The organism is Enterococcus sp. SB12, from assembly GCF_030910025.2.
In the GTDB taxonomy this organism is placed as follows: domain Bacteria; phylum Bacillota; class Bacilli; order Lactobacillales; family Enterococcaceae; genus Enterococcus_B; species Enterococcus_B faecium.
Genome location: NZ_CP175675.1, coordinates 620,240 through 641,002, shown reverse-complemented (window position 1 = coordinate 641,002; position 20,763 = coordinate 620,240). Strand labels below are relative to the sequence as shown.

Annotated in this window: 21 protein-coding genes; 6 read left to right on the top strand and 15 right to left on the bottom strand. The window is 38.7% G+C overall.

The window, feature by feature from the left end; translation table 11 throughout:
• Positions 1–22: 22 nt before the first annotated feature.
• From RBL01_RS03065 to RBL01_RS03050, 4 genes are all read right to left on the bottom strand, one after another.
• Positions 23–589: an N-acetyltransferase gene (locus RBL01_RS03065; protein ID WP_307780853.1), complete on the bottom strand. Its 567-nt coding sequence runs from the start codon at positions 587–589 to the stop codon at positions 23–25.
• A 54-nt stretch (positions 590–643) separates the two neighbouring features.
• Positions 644–823: a hypothetical protein gene (locus RBL01_RS03060; protein ID WP_002291570.1), complete on the bottom strand. Its 180-nt coding sequence runs from the start codon at positions 821–823 to the stop codon at positions 644–646.
• Between the two features lie 76 nt (positions 824–899).
• The gene (locus tag RBL01_RS03055; protein ID WP_002287075.1) at positions 900–1,409 is read right to left on the bottom strand and encodes a hypothetical protein; all 510 of its coding nucleotides are present in this window, start codon (positions 1,407–1,409) and stop codon (positions 900–902) included.
• A gap of 95 nt (positions 1,410–1,504) precedes the next feature.
• Positions 1,505–1,885 carry a VOC family protein gene (locus RBL01_RS03050; protein ID WP_002287076.1) on the bottom strand — a complete coding sequence of 127 codons (381 nt, stop codon included), beginning with the start codon at positions 1,883–1,885 and terminating at the stop codon, positions 1,505–1,507.
• 331 nt (positions 1,886–2,216) lie between these two features.
• Here RBL01_RS03050 and pnuC point away from each other — a divergent pair, with 331 nt between their 5' ends.
• Entirely contained in the window at positions 2,217–2,966 is a 750-nt protein-coding gene (gene pnuC, locus RBL01_RS03045) for a nicotinamide riboside transporter PnuC (protein ID WP_002299958.1), read from the top strand.
• Positions 2,967–3,149: 183 nt separating this feature from the next.
• Here pnuC and RBL01_RS03040 read toward each other — a convergent pair whose 3' ends face one another.
• The 4 genes from RBL01_RS03040 to RBL01_RS03025 form a co-directional block, all read right to left on the bottom strand.
• On the bottom strand, positions 3,150–4,427 hold the full coding sequence (locus RBL01_RS03040; protein WP_002327709.1) for a hypothetical protein: 1,278 nt from the start codon (positions 4,425–4,427) through the stop codon (positions 3,150–3,152).
• Between the two features lie 78 nt (positions 4,428–4,505).
• The gene (gene pcp, locus RBL01_RS03035; protein WP_002287081.1) at positions 4,506–5,150 is read right to left on the bottom strand and encodes a pyroglutamyl-peptidase I; all 645 of its coding nucleotides are present in this window, start codon (positions 5,148–5,150) and stop codon (positions 4,506–4,508) included.
• A gap of 197 nt (positions 5,151–5,347) precedes the next feature.
• Positions 5,348–6,292, bottom strand: coding sequence for a DUF979 domain-containing protein (locus RBL01_RS03030; protein WP_002287082.1), 945 nt, complete (start codon positions 6,290–6,292; stop codon positions 5,348–5,350).
• 1 nt (position 6,293) lies between these two features.
• Positions 6,294–6,980, bottom strand: coding sequence for a DUF969 domain-containing protein (locus RBL01_RS03025; RefSeq protein ID WP_002327708.1), 687 nt, complete (start codon positions 6,978–6,980; stop codon positions 6,294–6,296).
• 473 nt (positions 6,981–7,453) lie between these two features.
• Here RBL01_RS03025 and RBL01_RS03020 point away from each other — a divergent pair, with 473 nt between their 5' ends.
• From RBL01_RS03020 to RBL01_RS03010, 3 genes are all read left to right on the top strand, one after another.
• On the top strand, positions 7,454–7,774 hold the full coding sequence (locus tag RBL01_RS03020) for a DMT family transporter (protein WP_270748218.1): 321 nt from the start codon (positions 7,454–7,456) through the stop codon (positions 7,772–7,774).
• 153 nt (positions 7,775–7,927) lie between these two features.
• Entirely contained in the window at positions 7,928–8,833 is a 906-nt protein-coding gene (locus RBL01_RS03015) for an ABC transporter ATP-binding protein (RefSeq protein WP_002327707.1), read from the top strand.
• The gene (locus RBL01_RS03010; RefSeq protein WP_002287088.1) at positions 8,830–9,603 is read left to right on the top strand and encodes an ABC transporter permease subunit; all 774 of its coding nucleotides are present in this window, start codon (positions 8,830–8,832) and stop codon (positions 9,601–9,603) included. Before RBL01_RS03015 ends, RBL01_RS03010 begins: the two co-directional genes overlap by 4 nt.
• Positions 9,604–9,783: 180 nt before the next feature.
• Here the strand turns inward: RBL01_RS03010 and RBL01_RS03005 are convergent, their stop codons facing one another.
• Positions 9,784–11,208, bottom strand: coding sequence for a basic amino acid/polyamine antiporter (locus tag RBL01_RS03005; protein WP_002327706.1), 1,425 nt, complete (start codon positions 11,206–11,208; stop codon positions 9,784–9,786).
• A gap of 210 nt (positions 11,209–11,418) precedes the next feature.
• Here RBL01_RS03005 and nrdI point away from each other — a divergent pair, with 210 nt between their 5' ends.
• Positions 11,419–11,865, top strand: coding sequence for a class Ib ribonucleoside-diphosphate reductase assembly flavoprotein NrdI (gene nrdI, locus RBL01_RS03000; protein WP_002287091.1), 447 nt, complete (start codon positions 11,419–11,421; stop codon positions 11,863–11,865).
• Between the two features lie 64 nt (positions 11,866–11,929).
• Here the strand turns inward: nrdI and RBL01_RS02995 are convergent, their stop codons facing one another.
• The 6 genes from RBL01_RS02995 to RBL01_RS02970 form a co-directional block, all read right to left on the bottom strand.
• Positions 11,930–13,912, bottom strand: coding sequence for a glucose PTS transporter subunit IIA (locus tag RBL01_RS02995; protein ID WP_307780854.1), 1,983 nt, complete (start codon positions 13,910–13,912; stop codon positions 11,930–11,932).
• A 13-nt stretch (positions 13,913–13,925) separates the two neighbouring features.
• Entirely contained in the window at positions 13,926–14,822 is an 897-nt protein-coding gene (gene murQ / locus RBL01_RS02990) for an N-acetylmuramic acid 6-phosphate etherase (RefSeq protein WP_307780855.1), read from the bottom strand.
• Between the two features lie 2 nt (positions 14,823–14,824).
• A complete protein-coding gene (locus RBL01_RS02985) occupies positions 14,825–15,886 on the bottom strand; it encodes a DUF871 domain-containing protein (RefSeq protein WP_002327704.1) in 1,062 nt (353 codons plus the stop codon).
• 210 nt (positions 15,887–16,096) lie between these two features.
• The gene (locus RBL01_RS02980) at positions 16,097–16,624 is read right to left on the bottom strand and encodes a histidine phosphatase family protein (protein WP_002296174.1); all 528 of its coding nucleotides are present in this window, start codon (positions 16,622–16,624) and stop codon (positions 16,097–16,099) included.
• Between the two features lie 66 nt (positions 16,625–16,690).
• Positions 16,691–18,193: an ABC-F type ribosomal protection-like protein Eat(A) gene (eat(A), locus tag RBL01_RS02975; RefSeq protein ID WP_163299522.1), complete on the bottom strand. Its 1,503-nt coding sequence runs from the start codon at positions 18,191–18,193 to the stop codon at positions 16,691–16,693.
• Between the two features lie 257 nt (positions 18,194–18,450).
• Positions 18,451–19,572 carry a glycerate kinase gene (locus tag RBL01_RS02970; RefSeq protein ID WP_307780856.1) on the bottom strand — a complete coding sequence of 374 codons (1,122 nt, stop codon included), beginning with the start codon at positions 19,570–19,572 and terminating at the stop codon, positions 18,451–18,453.
• 124 nt (positions 19,573–19,696) lie between these two features.
• On the opposite strand from RBL01_RS02970, the gene RBL01_RS02965 reads away from it, so the two are divergent.
• Entirely contained in the window at positions 19,697–20,638 is a 942-nt protein-coding gene (locus RBL01_RS02965; protein WP_002302095.1) for a 2-dehydropantoate 2-reductase, read from the top strand.
• The last annotated feature ends 125 nt before the right edge of the window (positions 20,639–20,763 follow it).

Here is a 20,763-nt window from a genome sequence, read left to right as displayed (position 1 = left end):
TTTCACTATTTGACAATTTAAATCAATTTAATTTCTTTTGCATATGATCATAAAGATGACCACTGATCATCCGCTGACCGACAACTTTGAAGTCATGGCGTTCGTATAATTTTTTAGCCTTTGGATTTTTTTCATCCACACTTAGACCGATGACGGAGCGATTAGCTTTCTTCGCCAATTTAGGTAATGCTTCTAATAATCGCGAACCGATGCCTTGTCCTCTAAAATCTTCTGATACACTGATAGAGTCCAAATACCATTCGTTGGGAAACGTTTCTTTATCAATGAACAAACGTGTAGACGAATCTAGCTGATATTTCTCTAAGATAGGTACCAGTGGCTGATCGATGATTGATTCTTCTTCATCTGTATAACCGTAAGCAACTCCTGCAACTTTACCGTCTATTTCTTCTACGATACCTCGTGAATAACTGTAACGATAATTTGGATCAGTGATTGCTTCTTCTAAAATCTCTAAAGTCTTTTGTTCCCCTGTCTGCTTCAAAAATGGCAGTTCCATATCTTTTAGAATCACTAAGATCAATGGGGCGATTTCTGGAGCATCTTCTTTTCTCGCAAAACGAATCATAGTTTCCTCTCCTTTTCGCCATTCTAACATGCAGAAAAAGAAATCGCAAAATCGTTATTTTAAAAAATCTTCAATCTTTTCAGTAATGAAATAACCATGAGTAACGATTCTTGCCGCTTCAGTTCGGCAATAAGGGCAGACGACTGGCATTTCTTTATCATTATGTTCGACTACATTATTGACTTCTTCGTATGCAAATTTTTTTCCGCAATTAGGGCATTTCATTTTTTCCATGTTATCTCAACTTCCTTTCATCTTTACTCTCTTAGCTTACTCTTATATTGTAAAAAAGAGAAGCAATATCCTTCTTCTATGCAGATATCCATACCTGACGGTCCTGTTCTCCATCTATTAATCGGACTTTATAATAAGGACGTTCATCTTTGACTAGAAGTGTCCACTCTTTCACTTTTGCTTTTTTCCCGTAGTAGCTGACTGCTTCCTTCATCGCTGCTTGCGGTTGTTTGAACTCTTCCGTTTTTTCTATATCAAAAAGATGTTCTGCGGCCTTTTCCGTGTCATTTCGTACGGTTGTTTTCCCAGTGGATGGATTGACTGCTATGACTTGTCCTTCACAAAAAAACTGGTATTCATATGTTGCATTCGTAGGATTCTCCAAATCTTTTTCAACTGCAAAATGAATAGCAGATATGTTATGTTCTTTTGTTTCGTTTTTTACAATTGCTGCTGCTTTTTTCAATGAGATCCGATATTCCTGGTCACTAATATCATCCATGTGAAAAGCGGCATTGAGCAGTCCCGTCATACCGGTAATCCCTATTACGATGAGGGCAGCAACACCAAACATCATTTTTTTCATTCTTCATTCTCCTGTTTCTTTTTTTTAAAGAATATCAAGAAATGAACGAATGAAAAATCGAATGAAACGAAAAAAAAGTGACAATTTTGTTATCTTTATTCGTGCAATTCTAATGGCAATCCGTCTGGATCAAAGAAAAACGTCATTTTTTTTCCTGTAAAGGTATCTTCTCTAATCGGTTCTGATTCGATCCCTAAGGACTGCAATTCTGCAATTGTTTCTTCAATATCGTCTACTTTGAAAGCAAGATGACGCAAGCCACAAGCTTCTGGATAGTTTGGTCGTTGTGGTGCATTAGCAATTCCAAAAATCTCCAATTCAGCACTTCCTAGTTTCAGATCTAATTTATAGTCATCTCGTTCTTTGCGGTAATTTTCTCTGATTACTTCAAATCCTAATTTATTAACATAAAAATCACGTGATTTCTGATAATCTGAAACAATGATGGCTATATGATGGATCGTTGTAAGGTTCATATGAGCACTCCTATTCTTCGTTTAAGCTCGGATCTATATTAATCTCCAGTTCCATTGTAAATGTGTCAGATTGAAAAAAATAGCTGTTTTTCCTTTTTATTAAGAAAAAAGGCAAAAAAAAACAGAAAGTAGGTCCTCCAAGACACTCTTCCTGTTCCCAATATAATAAATGAAAGTAAGAAATTATATTTTCAAGAAAACAAACAGAAAATTATCGTAACACAAATTATTTATAATTGAAAGACTAGTTTTTTTTTAAGAAAGGCATACAATAGATTGTGTTAGTAAATACAGAACACACTACATTTAGTGTCTTAAGGAGTCCTCATACATGAAGTCATATTTTCAGTTTTTAGCTCATCAGCTAAAAGGCTGGCCGCAACAAAATTATTATCTTTTCTTTTTCAGTCTTGGCTGTCAGGTCATGACTCTTGTCAATAGTCCCATCACTTGGCTGGCCGTTATTACATTTATCGGTACCACGCTTGGTGTATTGTGTATTTTATCCATCAATGCGGCAAAATCAGTCAACGGTATTTTAGGTATTTTGTCTGCGATTTGTTTTATTATCGTTGGATTCTCAGCAAAGAACTATTTAAGTATCGGTGAACAGATTGCTTATATGATCACATTGGATATCCCCGTATTGTTAAGTAAAGAATGGAATCATAATATGGCTTCAAAAATCCGAAAATTCACTGGAAAAAGCTGGTTTATCGCAATCATCAGTACTTTCCTTGTCTATCTTGTTTCAGGATTCCTGATTGGTCGTTATACAGATGATCCTCGGCCGTGGGTAGATGCCATTGCTTTTTCTATTAGCTTGACTGCTGGTATCATCAGTTTCTTGCGTTACAACAACCAATATTACTGGTGGTTAGCTTCAGGGCTTGCTCAAATGGTCCTTTGGTATATTTCATTTACGCATGGATCTGCAAGTTTGGCGATGTTCGTGAACAGCTCTGTTTACTTGCTGAATGATGTCCTTGCATTTACCGTTTCACCTTGGTATAACCAAAAAGAACGTGAACGTATGCAAAAAATGGAAGAAGAATACTACAACGCACAACAACACGCATAAAAAAACTGAGCGTGGGACAAAAGTAAAGAACACTTTTGTCTCACGCTCTAAACACGTATAAACGGCGGAAGCAGAAGCAACTCCTTCGGAAATAAGCTGAAATTCACAAAAATTCGAAAAGCAATTTTCGTGAATTCCTTCTTATTTCTTGGAGTTAAACGCTTCTGTCCCAGCCTCTATTTTTTATAGTAATTCCTTCAGATACTTTCTTGCCTCATCATTGAAACGCAGTGATTCTTCTAACTTCTGATAATATTCCAACGCTTGTTTCTGAGCTTCAGTAAAACGATAATGTTTTCCTTTCCATTTGTCGATTGTCTCTTGCACATTTCCAGATTGGATATCTTTCACTACTAGTTGCCATTTTTCTTTTGAGACTGTACGGTCTTTCTTATCAGCAGATTGTATAGCTTCTCGTTCTTTACGCAATACTTTTAAAAAACCATTTCTGACTATCCGAGGAATGCTGTCGAAGAACCCTTCTGTAAAACCATAGCGACAATATTGCTTCCAAATAAATAGATAGATTTTTGGTTGGATGAATCGTTGGTTTTTCGCAAAATATTCCATCTGAGCAGTGACTTCTGGTGTTCGTTGACGTTTTGTCTTTCTCAACACAGAAATAAATGTTTCAAAATAAGCATTAGGATGTACTGGCACTTCTTCATATACGATGGATTGCCAATCTTTACGTAAAAATGCGCGATAGTTGGTCAAGAATTCTTCTACATCCTTTACTAATTCTTCTGCAAAGTCGTCAAATAGTTCTTTTTTTATCTGTCGCTTTTTTGGCTGCCCATTGATGTGTTCACTTATTTTCTTGATTTCATTTTCCAATGCTTGATAATCCGCTATGTAAATCGGCATTTCTACTTGGCGAAATTCTGCGAGCCGCTGAGCTAATTTTATATGCGGTAAATATGGCTGTTTCATCCGACGATTTTGGTACAAGACAAAACAGTATTTTTGCCATAGTCCTTCAGGAAAATCGATATTCTTCTGCTTAAGCCATAATAATTCGTCTAAGGCCAGATCAACTTTTGTCATTCCCTGATGGATCGAAGCTGCCACTGTCGGAGAGACATGCAGGTGATCGGCAAAGTGGTTGATGCCTAGTTTTAGGATCTTTCCGGTTTTTGGCGATTTAACGATGTATTGCACTTTTAATTCTCTACCACACTCACAATACAATTTTTGCTGGCTTCGTTTTGTTCGAAAAAACGGATTGATCTTGAAGTCAGAAAACACCCAATCTGTTGCAGCTAAATAATGTTCTTCCATAAAACGAGAGCTGATTAGATATCGGCGGTGCTTATCGACTAGTTCCCGCTGTTTTTTCGTTAATTTTGCATAGATCTCCCAACGTTGACTGCTTGTGTATTGTTTAGAAATTTTGATGGGATAGCTTTTGCTGATTTCTTTTGGAAACCATTCTTCAAAGACGGATTGCCATTCTTCCACGGCTGTTTCTTTCCTTTCTAATTACAAAAAGCTGGCTACTAACATAACGTTAGCAACCAGCCAGTGTTTCTTGCTAAATTAGTGAGTTGTTCCGGCATTTCCGGAAATATCTTCTTTATTTTCTACTGCTGCTTCAACTGCATAAGTCAAAGAAGAAGCAATGTCTTCTAAAGACATAGAAGGCGTACCCACTGGACGATCGATCACTTGATCGGGTGAGAATGGCACGTGGATGAACCCACCTCGAATTGCCGGGAATTGTGTTTCGATCAAATGAAGCAAACGATACATGATATCATTGCAGACAAATGTTCCTGCTGTATAAGAGATGTACGCTGGTAGACCATGATCTTGTACATTTTTTGTCATTGCTTTGATTGGCAATGAGGTAAAGTAAGCGGCTGGACCGTTTTCTTCTAAAGCCGTATCGAATGGCTGATTTCCTTCATTATCAGGGATTCTTGCTTCTGCTAGATTGATTGCGACACGTTCGAACGAGACTGCTGACCGCCCACCTGCTTGTCCGACACAGATCACGACATCTGGTTGGTGCTGTTGGATGGCTTCTTTGACTACTTGACTGCTTTTTTCGAATACGGTCGGTACTTCCACTTTGATGATTTCAGCACCGCTGATTTCATCTGGCATTTTTTTTACTGCTTCATAGGCTGGATTCACTTTGTCCCCACCAAATGGATCAAAACCTGTTACTAGTACTTTCATCTGTTGTTCCTCCGTCCGATTGATTTAACATATGGTTATCTTTTATCATACCATTTTCCTTGAACAGCGTAAATAAAGGAAACAATAGTTTAAATAACATAACAGATCAAACTTAATATATTCTTATAAAAAATAGTGTTCCACTACAATGTTAGAAGAGGTTGCGACAATTATTCTGTCACAACCCTTCTCTTCTATTATTTAAATAGAATCATATAAGCAATTTGGAAAACTAGCATAAATAACGCAATAAACAACTGGTTTTTGATCACTCCGTATTTGTCTTTCATCTCCAGCATCGCTACAGGCACGATATTGAAGTTAGCAGCCATCGGTGTCAGCAGGGTCCCACAAAAACCGCAAGTCAATGCAACCATTCCTATTAACGCTGGATTCGCTCCATGACTAAATACGAATGGTGCACCGATCCCAACCGTCATCACGGTGATGGCCGCAAATGCATTCCCCATGATTACCGTAAATATCACCATGCCAAGAGCGTAAATGATGATGCCGATGTTCACATTTCCTTCTGGAACGATCGTACCTACTGCATTGGAAATCACTGTCCCAACTCCAGCGCTTGTAAATACCGCACCTAGAGAAGCTAAAAGCATTGGCAACATGCTTAACGGCCCTACTGTGCCCAGCATATCTGCTGCATCATCTAAAAATGTACTTGGTCGATTATCTCGAGAAAAGAACATCAAGATTAGCATGGCTGCAAAAACACCGACGCCCACGCCGACTAAAGCACCTAAATTGGTAAATAGAGCAAACAAGATCGCAAAGACACCGATACTCAAAGCTGGAATAAAGATTTTCATTCCTAGTTTGTCTGACATTTTTTCCATATATTCTTTTGATGGAAGCCGGCTTTCTCCTTTGCTGACTTTCTTAGCAATTGCTGGTATGGTCATCGCAAAGATCAAGCCACCGTTCACGATTGCCGGAAGCCATCTTCCTCCTGCAATAACTACCCCTAAGACCGTCCAGAAAAAGGCTGACCCATAACGATGAGGATTGGTTTTATCTGTTAAATTTCTTACTCCAGTGTAAATCAATACGAGTCCCATCACGATATAAAGGATCTCCAGTAATTTATCGCCTAATAAAATATCAGGATTTGTAAAAAAGTCCATCTTATTGCCCCTTTCCTGGATAATATTTCTTCGCTAATTTCTTTTCTTTAAGGTAGAAGTAGACACTTGCCACAACTAAAGCCGTGATAGCCACTGGAACTTCCACTAAAGCAAGCTGTCCCAATGTTACGTCATATCCTAGATCTTTCAGTGTTGATTGGACTAGCAACGCCCCTGCTCCTCCGATGAATAGTACTTGGCCAAAGAACCAGCAGACATTTTCCATAGCTGAAGCCATACCTTTTAGTTCTTCTTCATGCTTAGGATGGACTTCTAACCCTTTTGATTCGATGGTCCCCAATGCCATCGGTAAAATGATTGGACGAACAAATCCAGCAACTCCACCAAAACTCACGTTAAAAGCCGCAAAGATCATTCGAAAGATCCCATAAATATCTACAATCATACCAGCAGATACTTTCTTGAATCGCTTGATCAAGGAAGCCGCTGATTCTTTCAGACCATTTCTTTCAAGCGTTCCTGTTGCCAACATAATTATGATAAAAATCGCCATCCCGCGATTGTTTACAAAACTTGTACCTAAAAGTTCTAACATTCCTTGAATGCCAAGACCGCCAGTCAAAGCTGTAACAATTAAAGCAACCATTACGATCAATATCGAGTCTAATTTAAATGCAAACCCGAGAATAACAATCAAGACGCCTAAAAGGCTAAGATAATTTTCCATATATTTTCCTCCATAAAATGACAATATTTTTTTAATTATAAAGCAAAACACATAAAAAATATAGTTGTTTTCTCACGAAATAGACACTATTTTTAAATATTTTTCGTTATTTTTTTATCACAAAAATTATCTTACTTATTGTAAGGTAAAGCTTTTTTTAATTTATTGCCCGATAATATATAGAAATAAGGTCTAGTTACTGTTTTTTTTAAATGATTAATAAATAACAACTTCTTTCTATGAAATTGCAAAGCATTCATCTTCTTTTCCGCTAACGATATATCCGTCAATGCTTGGTACATTTTACTAAAAAGTATGAGATTGCCGATATCTGGATAGGTGTGCTATACTACAGAAAAAGATATACGTTCTGCCACCGGGTAGGATAAAGAGGATGATCATTCCATTAGGTCTTTGAAGGGATGATTTTCCTCTTTTTGTGTATTTTTTTATAGTTAAGGAGGAATGTAAGTATGGCATGGATGGAATTAATCATAGCAGGAATTTTGGAAGTATTCTGGTCAACGATGATGAAATGGAGTGATGGTTTTTCTAAAATCAATTATTCTTTTTACACAGTGATTGGAATGATTGCTAGTTTTTACTTTTTGTCAAAGGCAATCAAAAGTTTGCCGATGAGTCTCTCTTATCCTATCTGGACAGGGATTGGCGCAGTTGGTTCGGTCATAATTGGTGTGGTCTTGTTTCATGATAAGCTGAATCTTTCCACTTGGTTCTTTGTGGAGATGCTACTCATCAGTATCATTGGCATCAAGATTACTAGCGGCCACTAGACACTTGGAATAAGTACTGATCAGAAAAAATAAGCCTTTTTATTTAATATTCAATTTTTTTATGAACAAATAAGAAATAAGACTCATGACCTAGCGACTTCTCCACTCATCAGGTGTATGCTTGTACTATCTATAGAAAAGGAGTGAATATTTTTGAAAAGTCTTTCGGTCCAAGAATTATCCAAGAACTTTGGTCACAAACAAGCCCTCAGCGATGTCAGTTTTAGCTTATCCCCTGGCAAAATCGTTGGATTAGTAGGTCCTAATGGCGCTGGAAAAACAACGATCATGAAAGCTATTTTAGGACTGATCCATTACTCAGATGGAACAATCTGTATTGGTGAAAATGAGATTTCTCCCTCTAGTCATAAAGGGTTGGAACAAGTAGGAGCATTGATCGAATACCCGGGTATCTATCCATTCTTAACAGGCTATGATCATCTGAAGTTATTCTCTGAAACCAACGATGTATCTGCTATCGACACTATCGTGAATCAGCTCAAGATGGAAAAGTACATTCACAAAAAAGCGAAATCCTACTCGTTGGGAATGAAACAAAAATTGGGAATTGCTCTTGCCTTACTGAACCATCCGTCTATAGTTATTTTAGATGAGCCGATGAACGGTTTGGATCCACAAGCAACAAGAGATGTGCGAAAAATCATTACCGACTTGGCTACTCAGGGCACCTCTTTCTTGATCTCCAGTCACTTACTCAGCGAGCTTGAAAAAATGGTCGATGAGCTGATCCTGATCAATCAAGGAAAGATCATCAAACAATGTACAATGGCTGAATTGAACCAAACAGCGCAAGATTTCATCGTTATCTCTACAACAAATGATCAAGCTGCTCGAACGATCTTGACAGACGCTGGATATCCCTTGGAAGATTCTGATAAAATCAAGCTTCTAAAAGAAAACGAAGAATTATTAGGAACTGTGATCCAGTTATTGTCTGCAGAAAATATCCATGTGACAGACGTCCAGCATCTGACGAATGATTTGGAATCTTCTCTATTGGAAATTCTGGATTCAGTAAAGGGGGAAGAAGAAAAATGACATTGCTTGTAAAACAAGAATTATTTAAATTGATCAAGAAAAAGTCAACTGCTGTTTTATCTGTTCTATTAGTTGTTTTGCTCATAGGAACAGCACTTCTAGCCAAAAAATACACGACGATCATTGATCCAGTTGAAATGACTGCTCAACTTTTTAGTGCCACATCTTGGATTGTCTTTATCATGATTGCAGCTGCAAGCACGATCATTTCGATGGAAGCACAATATGGTACATTGAAAAATCTCCTTTATCGAAAGTATTCTCGAGGAGAAATATTAGTAAGCAAATGGATCACATTAGTTATTTATTCTGTTTATTTATACCTTTTAGCTATTATTGTCACTGTGTTGATGAAACTGATTCTTTTCCCTTCGATTTCCTTCACGGAGAAGGTTTCTACTGGTCAAACACTGATCCAAAGCTTGTTCACTTATACTTTGGGTAGTTATATCGGTTTATGGCTGATTTTAAGTTTAGTGTTGATGATTGCTTGCTTTATCAATAGTTCCGGTGCATCCATCTCAGCAGGAATCGTCTTTTATTTTGCTTCGTCAATCATATCTGGTATCCTTATCGCACTCATCCAAAAATGGGAGTGGATCAAATGGAATCCGATCAGTATGTTGAATCTGCAAAACCAAATTGGAAACGAAGAGATCATGAAGCAATTGACTCATCTTTCTACTAATCAAATGCTGTTCGGTAATTTAGCTTACATCGTTTTGTTCTTAGCATTAGGATATCTCGTATTTAAGCGAAAAAATGTATGATGACTCATCAAAAAAGAGGTTGTGAAAGAGACGTTCAGCCTTATTGCCGATTGGCTGTCTCTTAAACACCGTTTATTCTGAAAAAGGAGCTGTGACAACATTTGTGTCACAGCTCCTTTCCTAGTATGTTTTTGAATAAACGACAGGCTCACAACCTCTCTTTATACTTCTTTTATACTTCTATACGTGAATCATCCCAGTGGCAAATAAAACCATTGCAATCACTCCGACCATCGTCACACCTATAAGTAAAATCTTATCTAAGTGGATATGTTGTACAGGCTCGTTTTGCTCCTTACGTGCTTTGAGGTAAAAATAAATGCCTGGCAAGAAAAGAACAAGAACAAGCATTACTTCATTAAAGGCTACGACTAGCATAGCCCATACTTGAAAGGCACTTGCTAAAAGCCCTACTAAAAATTGGACCCATTCTTTCCGCTGATAAGAAAGTTTCATTTGGTACAATCCTAAGAAAAGCCACGTGAAGAAAATAGCTGCTGTACCAAGTGTGTAAGCAAAGTTATAAGCACTGTCAGTGAATAATAATGAAAGTAAAAAGACATTCGTACATAACGTCGTCAATACGATAGCATAAGTTGGTGCCCCATTTTTGTTGAGTTTTCCCCATGCTTTAGGCAAAAGTCCGTCTTCAGCCATGTTTCCCATTGTTTCAATCGGTAAGATCGTCCATGAGAGCCAAACACCAACTAAAGAAATGATCAAACCGCCGTTGATCACGACTGCTCCCCATTTACCAACCATCATTTCAAACACATAGCCCATAGCAGGCTGCGCCTTGATCGTTTGCAGCTGATTCATCGTCATTGTCCCATATGGAAGCATGGAAACCAAGACGTAAATAATAATCAAGCCGAATATCCCTAGAATCGTTGCTTTCCCAACATCTGATTGTTTTTTTGCTCGTGAACCTACGACAGAGGCTCCTTCAATACCAACAAATACCCAAAGCATCACCATGATGCAACTCAATACTTGACTGGAAAACGGGATCGGCTGTCCATTCGCATTCAATATAATGTCGCTAGAAAAGTTATCAATGAATTGTTGGATCGAAAACGTGCTGATAGCTACTACAATAAATAAAAATAATGGCACTAATTTACAGAATGTGACGATAGCATTGACGAAACTAGCATTTTCGACTCCCCGATTCACTAGCCATGCATATCCCCATAAAAAGACTGTACTCATCACGATCGATGCCAGATTTTGCCCACCTTCAAATACTGGGAAGAAATATCCTAATGCGCTCATCAACAATGTTGCAAAAGCTACGTTGCCTAACCAGCATGTGAGCCAGTAACCCCAACCGCTGATAAAACCAGCGAAACGGCCAAAACCTTCTTCTGCGTAACTAAAGATCCCGCCTTTTAAATCTGGACGTTTTTTATTGATATTATTGATCGACAAGGAGAGCATCAACATTGCTGTTCCTACGAGTACCCAACTGAAAATAGCTGGGCCGCCAGCCGATCCGGAGATGTCCGTCATAATACCAAATACGCCACCTCCAATCGCTGAACCAATTACTAAGGCAGCAAGTGGAATTAAACCAATTCCTTTTTTCTGTTGCTCTGTATCCATGTAAGCATCCTCCAAAATAAAACCGCTTTTATCAAAAAGTATAACAAACCTTTTTTATTTTTACTTAATTAATAAAAACTTTAATAGAAATATAATTCTACCGGCTTTTTTCTCATTATACAAGCAAAGCGCCTAGTCCCTTTCCAAATTACACCACCAAAAAACTTAAAAAAGATGCTATACTAAAAGGAAAGAATTGGAGGATGATCCATGAACATTTTATATATATCGATTTCAGGAAATACGCGTGCCTTTGCCAAACATCTAGCAGAATATGCTGAAAAAATGCATGCAGAAGATCCTGTCAATCCTGAAGTTACTTTAAAAGAAATCCATGAAAATAGTGATTTTACGAAAGAAACAGAACCATTTTTTACTTTCGTTCCTACTTATTTAGACGGCGGAAATGGTTTAGATAACGGTGATACAGAAATCTTGACCGAAACGATGCGTGAATATCTGGAACATGAAGACAATCATAAACTTTGTCTTGGTGTAGTCGGTAGCGGAAATAAAAACTTCAATAATCAGTATTGTCTAACAGCCAAACAATATGCACAAACATTTGGCTTTCCTTTCTTGGCAGATTATGAATTACGGGGAACACCATCTGATGTGACACGAATTTATCAGATTTTAGCAGAAAACAATAAATAATAAAAAAGAAGAAGCTGAAAAATAGATTTCAGCTTCTTCTTTCGTTTCTATTGTTTCTATCATATTAAGCTTTGACATCCATCACAGGTGCTTTTGCTTTTGCTTTACCTGTTTTTTCCAAGACAAAGTTTTTTACACGATCCATATTGGTTACCAAGACGATCATGGATGTTTCTTTGCCTGCTGCTTTGATCGCTTCTAAGTCAGCTTCTGCTACAAGCGTATCAGGTGTCACTTGCTGCCCTTCTGTTACTTTCACATCAAATGGCGTACCGCCTAAGTCAACTGTGTTGATTCCCATATGAAGCAAGATTTCTAAACCATTTGGCGTTGTGATCCCAATAGCGTGTTTCGTTGGGAAGACAGAGCTGACTACCCCAGTAACTGGAGAACAGATATGTCCGTTTTCTGGTTCTACAAAGTAGCCTTCACCCATCATCTTTTGTGCAAAAACTGGATCACTTGCTTTATCTAAAGAAACAACTGTTCCGTCAGCAACTGATGAGAGGATAGTCACACTTTCAGCTGAAGTTTGAGTTACTACTTTTTCAGGCACTTCATTTACTGTGGCTGTTTCAGTCGCTAATTCTTCTTTTTCTAAACGGTCTTTAGGAATACCGAAGAAGAATGTAGCAACGAAGCCACCAGTATAAGCTGCCAATAATCCAAGGATGTAGCCTAACCATTTACCGTCAGAGATCAATGGGATCAAAGCGGCTCCTGAAGGTCCAATAGCGATAGCCCCGACATTTCCGATCATTCCGATCACTGCCCCGCCGATACCTCCACCGATACAAGCAGTAATAAATGGGCGTCCTAGAGGTAATGTTACTCCGTAAATCAATGGTTCGCCGATTCCTAGGATCCCGACTGGTAAAGCTCCTTTGATCATTTCTGTTAATTCTTTATCTTTTTTGCAGCGAATCCATAATGCCAATGCTGCACCCACTTGTCCTGCACCAGCCATCGCAAGAATTGGAAGCAATAGCGTACGACCAGTTTCATCAATCATTTGCACATGGATTGGAGTCAAAATTTGATGCAGTCCGAACATAACCATCGGCAAGAATAATGTGCCTAGAACGAAGCCGGCAAATGCTCCACCAACGCCAAGTACCCAGTTGATCCCACCGACCATGCCATCAGAAATGAAACCTGCTAAAGGCATGATGAAGAAAATTTCAATCAGACCGATGGCAATCAATGAAAGAGTTGGTGTAACGATGATATCTACCGCATCAGGTACTACTTTATGCAGTTTTTTCTCAACGATTGACAATAGCCAAACAGCGAAGATGACACCTAGGATCCCACCTTGTCCAGCTGCAAGAGCTTCACCAGTAAATAAATTTTTCAGTGGTGCTTCCGGATTCATCCCTGTCAGCATCACAACGGCCCCGATAACTCCACCAAGAGTTGGTGTTGCACCAAAAACTTGTGCAGCATTGATACCTGTATAGATAACTAGGTAGCTAAACATCCCGTTTTTCAAGATGTTCATCACATCGATATATTGTTGCCATGTTGCTGCATCAAGTGTTCCGGCTGTGACTAAGTTTGCTAAAACTGCGGCAATCCCTGCCACGATCCCAGTACCGACAAATGCAGGAATCATTGGCACAAAGATATTAGAAATGTCTTTTAATACCGATTTGATTTTAGATGGTTTTTGTTTCGATTTTTGTGCCGCTTTCATTTCTTGTGCCCGTTCGTTTACACGGTCTTTTCCAGATGCTGATGAATTTGCTGTAGCTGCACTTACAGAAGGAAGTTTTTCTCCTAATTTCACGCCTGCCAAATCAACCATTTGCTGTGCTACTTTGTTCACTTTCCCAGGTCCGATGATGACTTGAAGCTGTTCATCTTCTACTACACCAAGCACTCCTGGAATCGCTTTTAATTCAGAGACATTTACAAGATCATCATTGATGATATTCATACGCACACGAGTCATGCAGTGGACAATGCTTTCTACATTGCCCATGCCGCCTGCCCCTTTATAAATTTGTTTTGCCAGTTCTTCCAAAGTCAGTTCGTTTTTTGCCATGGTCTTTTCCCCCTCATAAGGTCCCTTTTACAAATCCGTTTGCTTCAGCTAATTTTGCTTGAGCTTCCTCTTTATCACTATTTGTCAAAATCATGACGATAGCCAGCTTAACATTTTGATCTGCTTCTTCAAAGTACTTTTCAGCTGTTTCGTAATCAGCTTCTGTCGCTTGCATGATGATTCGTTTTGAGCGTTCGATTAGTTTTTCATTTGTTGGTTTGACATCGACCATCAAGTTATTGAATACTTTACCTATACCAATCATACTGATAGTAGAAATCATATTCAAGATAAGTTTTTGTGCTGTTCCTGACTTCAATCGAGTAGAGCCTGTCAAAAATTCTGGACCTGCATCGACTTCGATTGGGAAATCCGCGTGTTTACTGATTTCGGCTTGTTTATTGCAAGAAATCGTTCCTGTGACAGCACCGATCGATTTTGCGTAATCTAATCCACCGATCACATATGGTGTACGACCGCTAGCTGCGATACCAATAACTATATCATTTTTTGTCAAATTCAGCTTGATTAGATCTTCTTGCCCTAGCTCATAAGAATCTTCGGCCCCTTCGACAGCTACAGTCATTGCTTCTTCTCCACCAGCAATTAGACCTATGACCATTTCCGGTTCTACACCGAATGTCGGTATGCATTCAGCAGCATCTAACACACCTAGTCTTCCACTTGTTCCGGCTCCCATATAAATCAGACGTCCACCTTTTTTAAAGGACTCAATCGTGTTAGCAATCACTGGTTCGATACTTGTCAGTTCTTTTTCAACCGCAGCGGCCACTTTCTGATCTTCTTTGTTCATTAGTTGAACGGCTTGAGAAATACTCATCTCATCTAATCCAAAAGTTTCTTGGTTTCTGCGTTCCGTTGTTAGGTTCTCTAAATTGATTTTGCTCATTTTTATCTTCCTTCTTTTCTTATAAATTGATAGTTCATACCAGCTTTGATTTGGTTGATCAATGGTAGCTCTTCTTTGATAACTTTAGCTACTACATTCACTTTTTCATCCGCTGGCAAATCATATTTGGTTAATTGGATCTCACCCATATAGCGCAAATACTTTTCGTTATCTAAAGTAATAGACCCTTTCATACGCGTAGCTGTATTTCTTGCTGGGATAGGCGGAATCTCTCGAAAACGTGCATCTGCGCTTCGTATGACATCTCTTGCATCGTCTTGCCGATTCGTATGCTTCCCTAATATATATTCGTAAAATTCTTCATCTACAGGTTCCGTATGGAGCAAGACTGTCTGTTCTTTTTGGAAAGAAGCAAATTGCTCCTGAACGTTTTCTGACAGACCTGCATCTCCGATGTAAACAATATCCGTGTTACTTGCTAATAGATCTAGAGCGCCTGCAAGAGGATGGATCCCTCGATGTTCTTCCAAAGTTGGCAATCCTTGATATAGTGGGCCTCTCAACTCTGTATCTCCTGGTACAAAACCTTGGACAAGGAGACCTTGAATTTTGAGCCATTTATTTTTTTTCTGATACCATTCTTTGTCCAGCCCTGTTTCGGGACGTGGATAATAATTATGCCAAGCTTCAATCTGTGAGAAATCAGCTTCTGCTTCTTTCAATTCATCGATATCTTTAGGCGTGATCGTGCTAGCATTCAAACTGATTTTCAATTGATGTGACCAGTCGGCAATCTGCTGATTGGAAATATGATAATCCATTCTTAAACCTGTTACACCAATTGCTTTCAAAGGCGTTAGATCTTCTAATGAAAAACCCGCTCGTTCCAATGCCTCTCCTGAAATATCGACCATCAATTCTAGTTTATTCTTTTTCGCTTCGCTTCCTAGTTCGATCAATCGCTTTTGATATGCCGAAACATCATCTTCTGGTATATGCATGGAAGTGAAAATACCGACAAAGCCATTGGATGCCATTTGGCGTATATACTGTTTCTTCTCTTCTGACAAAGAATCGTTCATAAATATTGAAAAGCCAAACATATTATCCCTCTTTTTCTGTATCCGTCTTCATTTCTATGACTAGAGTATATATCTAAAGAAACAAAATTTCAATACTTTTATTAAAATAATTAAATTTCATTTCTAAAGGTTGAGTTTATATTACCAAAAGAATTGTCATAACCTAAAAAAGGCACTGCTAAGCAAAAGCAGTGCCTTGAAATATTTTATTTAAATAACACAAAAACATAATTACTCATAAGAAACCAATTCTGTATTATCTACCATGAATGTAAAGAACCCCTCATTAGGCATCGGATGAAAATAAGCATTGATCACTCTTATCAAGGCATTATGGCAAACTAACAGATAGACATTTTCTTCGTCTTCGATGCATTCTTTCAATAAAGGAACGATCCGTGCATACACATCTAAGACTGACTCCCCATTTGGGAATCGTACAGCGAACGCTAAACGTGCTTTTTGAAAGTTCTCATCTTTGCTTGGCAGTCCATCATAATCCCCAAAATCCATTTCTACCAATCGTTCATCAACGGTCAGCGGCAAGCTGAGACGATCAGCAACTGCTTGTGCTGTATCTCTTGCTCGTTGAAGAGGGGAATGGATGATTTTCGTGATTGGAACAGGCAAATCTACTACCTTTTCTGCTAGTTTCTGTGCCTGCATCTGTCCTTTTTCAGTCAGCGGCACATCTGCCCGTCCGCAAACTAATCCTTGTGCGTTCCAAGTTGTTTCTCCGTGTCTCGTTACATAAAGCATGTGATTCTCTCCTTCGTTGGCAAAGTTCCCCTTAACCATACCTTGTTGTTCTTGAGATTACAAGGGTTAGATTTTCTCAAGAGAAATAATCTCAGTAGATACTTTATCCAGGAAGGTTTGATCATGTTCCACTAGTAACATGGCAGGTTTCACGTTCAAGATCAGTTGTTCTAATTGTTCTTGATTGAAGACATCCAAATAATTCAATGGTTCATCCCATATATATAGTTCAGCTGGATGTGATAAAGATTTAGCCAATTCCACTTTTTTCCGTTGGCCCATACTCATCTGCTCGATCTTGTTATGAAAAACATCTCTTTCCATCCCAAGCTTTCGGAGGTTGTTCAAAAATGCTTGATAGTCTACTTGGTTTTTCTCTGCAAATTCCGCCAACGTTCCTCGATTGTCTTCATAATTTTGGCGTACATAACTAATGCTCAGATGTTTTGGCTGGTATTTTTCTCCTATAACCTTGCCGTTGAATGCTCCCAGAAGATAATGGATAATGGATGACTTTCCTGCACCGTTAGGACCTGAAATCGCCACCCGCTGATGAGGCTCGATTGTAAAATGAATTGGCTCGAATAACAGATTTTCATACCCTAATTGAAGATCTTCTACGCTTAAAAGTCGCTTATGGTGAGACGCTTGGCTATTCATCGTCAAAGAATCGATATATTCGATATCTTTTAATAGTTTTTCTTTCTCGCTGATCTGGGTCTCCATCCGATTCACGATTGCTTTGGATCGTTTCATCGTCCGTGCAGCATCAGCACCCACTGCTCCTTTATTCACTCGTCTAGATTCAGTATCGATGAATCCGACTTGTTTCTTTGTTTTATCTCCTTCTCGGGAACGAGACCATTCGGCTTTTTCAGCTGCTGTTTTCTTTAGCCTACTGACTTCTTTTTTCAATTTTTCATTTTGAGCCATTTCAAATTCATCACGAAGTTTTTTCTGTTCTTCATAGATAGAGAAATTCCCTTGATAAAGTTCCAGTTGACTTTTTTCGATTGCTAAAACATGGTCCACTACTTCATCGATAAATCCCCGGTCATGGCTGACCACGATGAAGCCTTGTTTTTTCTTTTTCAAATAAGCCGCTACTTGTTTTCTATCAGAGATATCCAAATGATTCGTTGGTTCATCGATTAACGGGAAATGAGTGTCATCCACAAATAAAAGTGCCAGTAGGACTTTTGTCTTCTCTCCCCCCGATAGTGTGCTGAATTCTCTCCATAAGATTTCAGGATCTGTTTGCATCAATTGGAGCTCTCTTTCGATTTCCCATATCTCAAAATCCGTAATATCATTTAACACGTAATAGGTTAAACGTTCTTTATCTTTTGTCTGTTGCGGGAAATAGACAAATTCTTGCTGATGGATTACTTGCCCTTGATAAGGTAGTTTATTTTGTAGAATATTCAGTAAAGTTGTCTTTCCTCGACCGTTTCGTCCGATAAGTCCTAGTTTCCATTGTGTGTCAAAATTTAGATTTGCTTGTTCAAATAATAATGTGCCTTGGCTGTCGTAGCCGAATGTCAGATTTTTTATTTCGATTTTAGACATTTTCCATCACCTCGTAAAAAAAGACCAGTCCTATTTTCAGAACTGGCTAAAGAGGATGCAAGGGTTGGGTACACACAAAAAGACCCATACATCGAAAAAACCAAGCCAATCCCGAAAATCTGCACACTGCTCCCTTGTCTCCACAAGGTACAGTCTGAATGCAGCTTTCATCAATCGACTTAATTTTTCAATGCACGGATCCCTCACTTTGTCCTATATTTGAAATTACGATAGCATAAAGAAAATGATTTTGTCAACTACTTCGGGAGGATGGTGAAAAATCTGCTAAGTGTCTGTCCTAAGATTTTTGTTTTTTCTAATGTTTGCCTGTGTTCCATTGCTTCTTCTAAACCTATTGGACCCAAATGAATACTTAAGACAATTGGGAGAAAATCAGAGAGTCCTTCTAGCTCTTGGTCTCTACTTCCGCAAATAGCGATTATTGGTTTTCGATATTTTTTTGCAAGCACTGCTACACCGTGTGGAACTTTTCCGTGGATCGTTTGCTGATTGATCCGCCCTTCTCCTGTAATGATGACATCTGCTTGTTCGATCTTTTTTTCCAATCCAGTGATTTGGCTGACTAAATCGAAACCAGAAACCATCTTCGCTCCCAACAAAAAAAGGGCTCCACCAATACCGCCTGCTGCTCCACTTCCTGGAATATCATCTAAATCCACCTCCCAGAAATCTTTTATTTGCTGAGCAATCTTTCCTGCTTGTTTATCTAAGAAAGCTAGCGTCGTATCTATTCCTCCTTTTTGTCTTCCAAATTGCCAAGCAGCTCCTTGTTGACCTGTATATGGATTGGTAACATCTGCAGCGATAATCAATTTTACTTTAGAAACAAGAACGTTTCTTCGATCAAAATGAAGTTTTTTAGTAGATAATAAAGGATTTCCTTCTGTGTACCCTTCTAAAGAAGCACCCAAGGATTGGAGTAATCCTAGACCACCATCGCTACACCCGCTTCCTCCTAAAGTGACAATAATTTGTTCTACTTCTTGAAGCAGTGCATCTTTGATAAGTTCTCCTAAGGCATAACTGGAAGCAAGTCGGATAGTTTGATCCGTTGGTTTATCAAGTAGATCTAACCCCAATGCTTGTGCAGATTCGATGACTGCGGTATTTTTTCCTTGCCAAGTTGTCAATAAATAGCTGATTTTTCGCTGACGGAATAAGAGATCCATCCCATCAATGGTACGCCATGTTCCCCCGAGCGCGTAATAGATTGCTTCTGCAGTATTTTCTCCGCCATCTGCAATCGGCACATTGATTTTTCTTCCTTTACGATCTTCCCAGCCATTTAGAACTGCCTGATTTAGTTCAAATGAAGAAGCACTTCCTTTAAATGAATCAATTGCCGCCAAAATATCCATCTGTATCCCTCACTTTCTTCTTAAGTAAGACACTTTTTTTCATTTTTTTCAAACAAAACAATGCTATTTTCTTCCATTTTTCTATATACTAAAAGGGAACTCATTGATAAAGGAGAGAAAAAACATGAAAATCGCAATAGCTGGAGCCGGAGCAATGGGCAGCCGAATCGGATTGATGCTACATCAAAGCGGAAATGAGGTCCTCTTGATCGATCGTTGGCCTGCACACATTGAAGCCATTCGTACAAATGGGTTGATTGCTGACTTTAACGGTAAAGAAGTGGTCGCAAAACTGCCAATCTATTCACCAGAAGAAATCATCGAAAGCAACGAACACGTGGACTTGATCGTAGCATTAACAAAAGCGAATCAATTAGATGATATGTTTCGTTCGATCCAATCCATTATTACTGACAATACTTATGTTTTGTGTTTACTAAATGGATTAGGTCATGAAGATGTACTGGAAAAATATGTGCCAAAGAAAAATATCTTATTTGGGATCACGATGTGGACAGCTGGTCTAGCTGGTCCCGGAAAAGTCACATTGTTAGGTGATGGAGAAATCGAACTAGAGAACTTGGAACCAGAAGGCGAAGCATTTACAAAAAAAGTTGTGGAAGTCTTTCAAGAAGCAAAATTAAATCCGATCTATAGCCATAATGTTCGTTATTCCATTTGGCGAAAAGCTTGTGTAAATGGAACATTGAATGGTTTATGCACGATTTTGGATTGTAATATTGCTGAACTAGGCGCGCAAAAAACGGCAGAGAGCATGGTTCGAACAATCGTATCTGAATTTGCTTCTATCGCAGCAAAAGAAGGAATCATATTAGATCAAGAAGAAGTGTACCAACATATTGCTTCTACTTATGATCCTGACAACATCGGGTTGCATTACCCATCTATGTACCAAGACCTGATCAAAAACCATCGTTTGACTGAAATCGACTACATCAATGGTGCCGTTTGGCGAAAAGGACAAAAATATGATATTGCTACACCATATTGTGCCTTTTTGACCCAATTAGTCCATGCAAAAGAAGGAATCCTTGGCGCAGAATAAAAGGCTCTCTGATGAGAATCAGCTGAATCAGCAGCTGGTTCTCTTTTTTTAAGCCCAATGAAAGATCAAAAAGAAAACACAACTCTCATGATGCCATAAGAATTGTGCTTGTTTGTTTCGGTACA

What these genes read in the sequence shown, in the direction of transcription:
- pnuC (WP_002299958.1), top strand. Translation starts at nt 2,217, where the DNA reads ATGAAGTCATATTTTCAGTTTTTAGCTCATCAGCTAAAAGGCTGGCCG.
- RBL01_RS03020 (WP_270748218.1), top strand. Translation starts at nt 7,454, where the DNA reads ATGGCATGGATGGAATTAATCATAGCAGGAATTTTGGAAGTATTCTGG.
- RBL01_RS03025 (WP_002327708.1), bottom strand. Translation starts at nt 6,980, where the DNA reads ATGGAAAATTATCTTAGCCTTTTAGGCGTCTTGATTGTTATTCTCGGG.
- RBL01_RS03010 (WP_002287088.1), top strand. Translation starts at nt 8,830, where the DNA reads ATGACATTGCTTGTAAAACAAGAATTATTTAAATTGATCAAGAAAAAG.
- RBL01_RS03065 (WP_307780853.1), bottom strand. Translation starts at nt 589, where the DNA reads ATGATTCGTTTTGCGAGAAAAGAAGATGCTCCAGAAATCGCCCCATTG.
- RBL01_RS03060 (WP_002291570.1), bottom strand. Translation starts at nt 823, where the DNA reads ATGGAAAAAATGAAATGCCCTAATTGCGGAAAAAAATTTGCATACGAA.
- RBL01_RS03050 (WP_002287076.1), bottom strand. Translation starts at nt 1,885, where the DNA reads ATGAACCTTACAACGATCCATCATATAGCCATCATTGTTTCAGATTAT.
- nrdI (WP_002287091.1), top strand. Translation starts at nt 11,419, where the DNA reads ATGAACATTTTATATATATCGATTTCAGGAAATACGCGTGCCTTTGCC.
- murQ (WP_307780855.1), bottom strand. Translation starts at nt 14,822, where the DNA reads ATGAGCAAAATCAATTTAGAGAACCTAACAACGGAACGCAGAAACCAA.
- RBL01_RS02995 (WP_307780854.1), bottom strand. Translation starts at nt 13,912, where the DNA reads ATGGCAAAAAACGAACTGACTTTGGAAGAACTGGCAAAACAAATTTAT.
- RBL01_RS02985 (WP_002327704.1), bottom strand. Translation starts at nt 15,886, where the DNA reads ATGTTTGGCTTTTCAATATTTATGAACGATTCTTTGTCAGAAGAGAAG.
- RBL01_RS03005 (WP_002327706.1), bottom strand. Translation starts at nt 11,208, where the DNA reads ATGGATACAGAGCAACAGAAAAAAGGAATTGGTTTAATTCCACTTGCT.
- RBL01_RS02980 (WP_002296174.1), bottom strand. Translation starts at nt 16,624, where the DNA reads ATGCTTTATGTAACGAGACACGGAGAAACAACTTGGAACGCACAAGGA.
- RBL01_RS03055 (WP_002287075.1), bottom strand. Translation starts at nt 1,409, where the DNA reads ATGAAAAAAATGATGTTTGGTGTTGCTGCCCTCATCGTAATAGGGATT.
- RBL01_RS02965 (WP_002302095.1), top strand. Translation starts at nt 19,697, where the DNA reads ATGAAAATCGCAATAGCTGGAGCCGGAGCAATGGGCAGCCGAATCGGA.
- pcp (WP_002287081.1), bottom strand. Translation starts at nt 5,150, where the DNA reads ATGAAAGTACTAGTAACAGGTTTTGATCCATTTGGTGGGGACAAAGTG.
- RBL01_RS02970 (WP_307780856.1), bottom strand. Translation starts at nt 19,572, where the DNA reads ATGGATATTTTGGCGGCAATTGATTCATTTAAAGGAAGTGCTTCTTCA.
- RBL01_RS03030 (WP_002287082.1), bottom strand. Translation starts at nt 6,292, where the DNA reads ATGGACTTTTTTACAAATCCTGATATTTTATTAGGCGATAAATTACTG.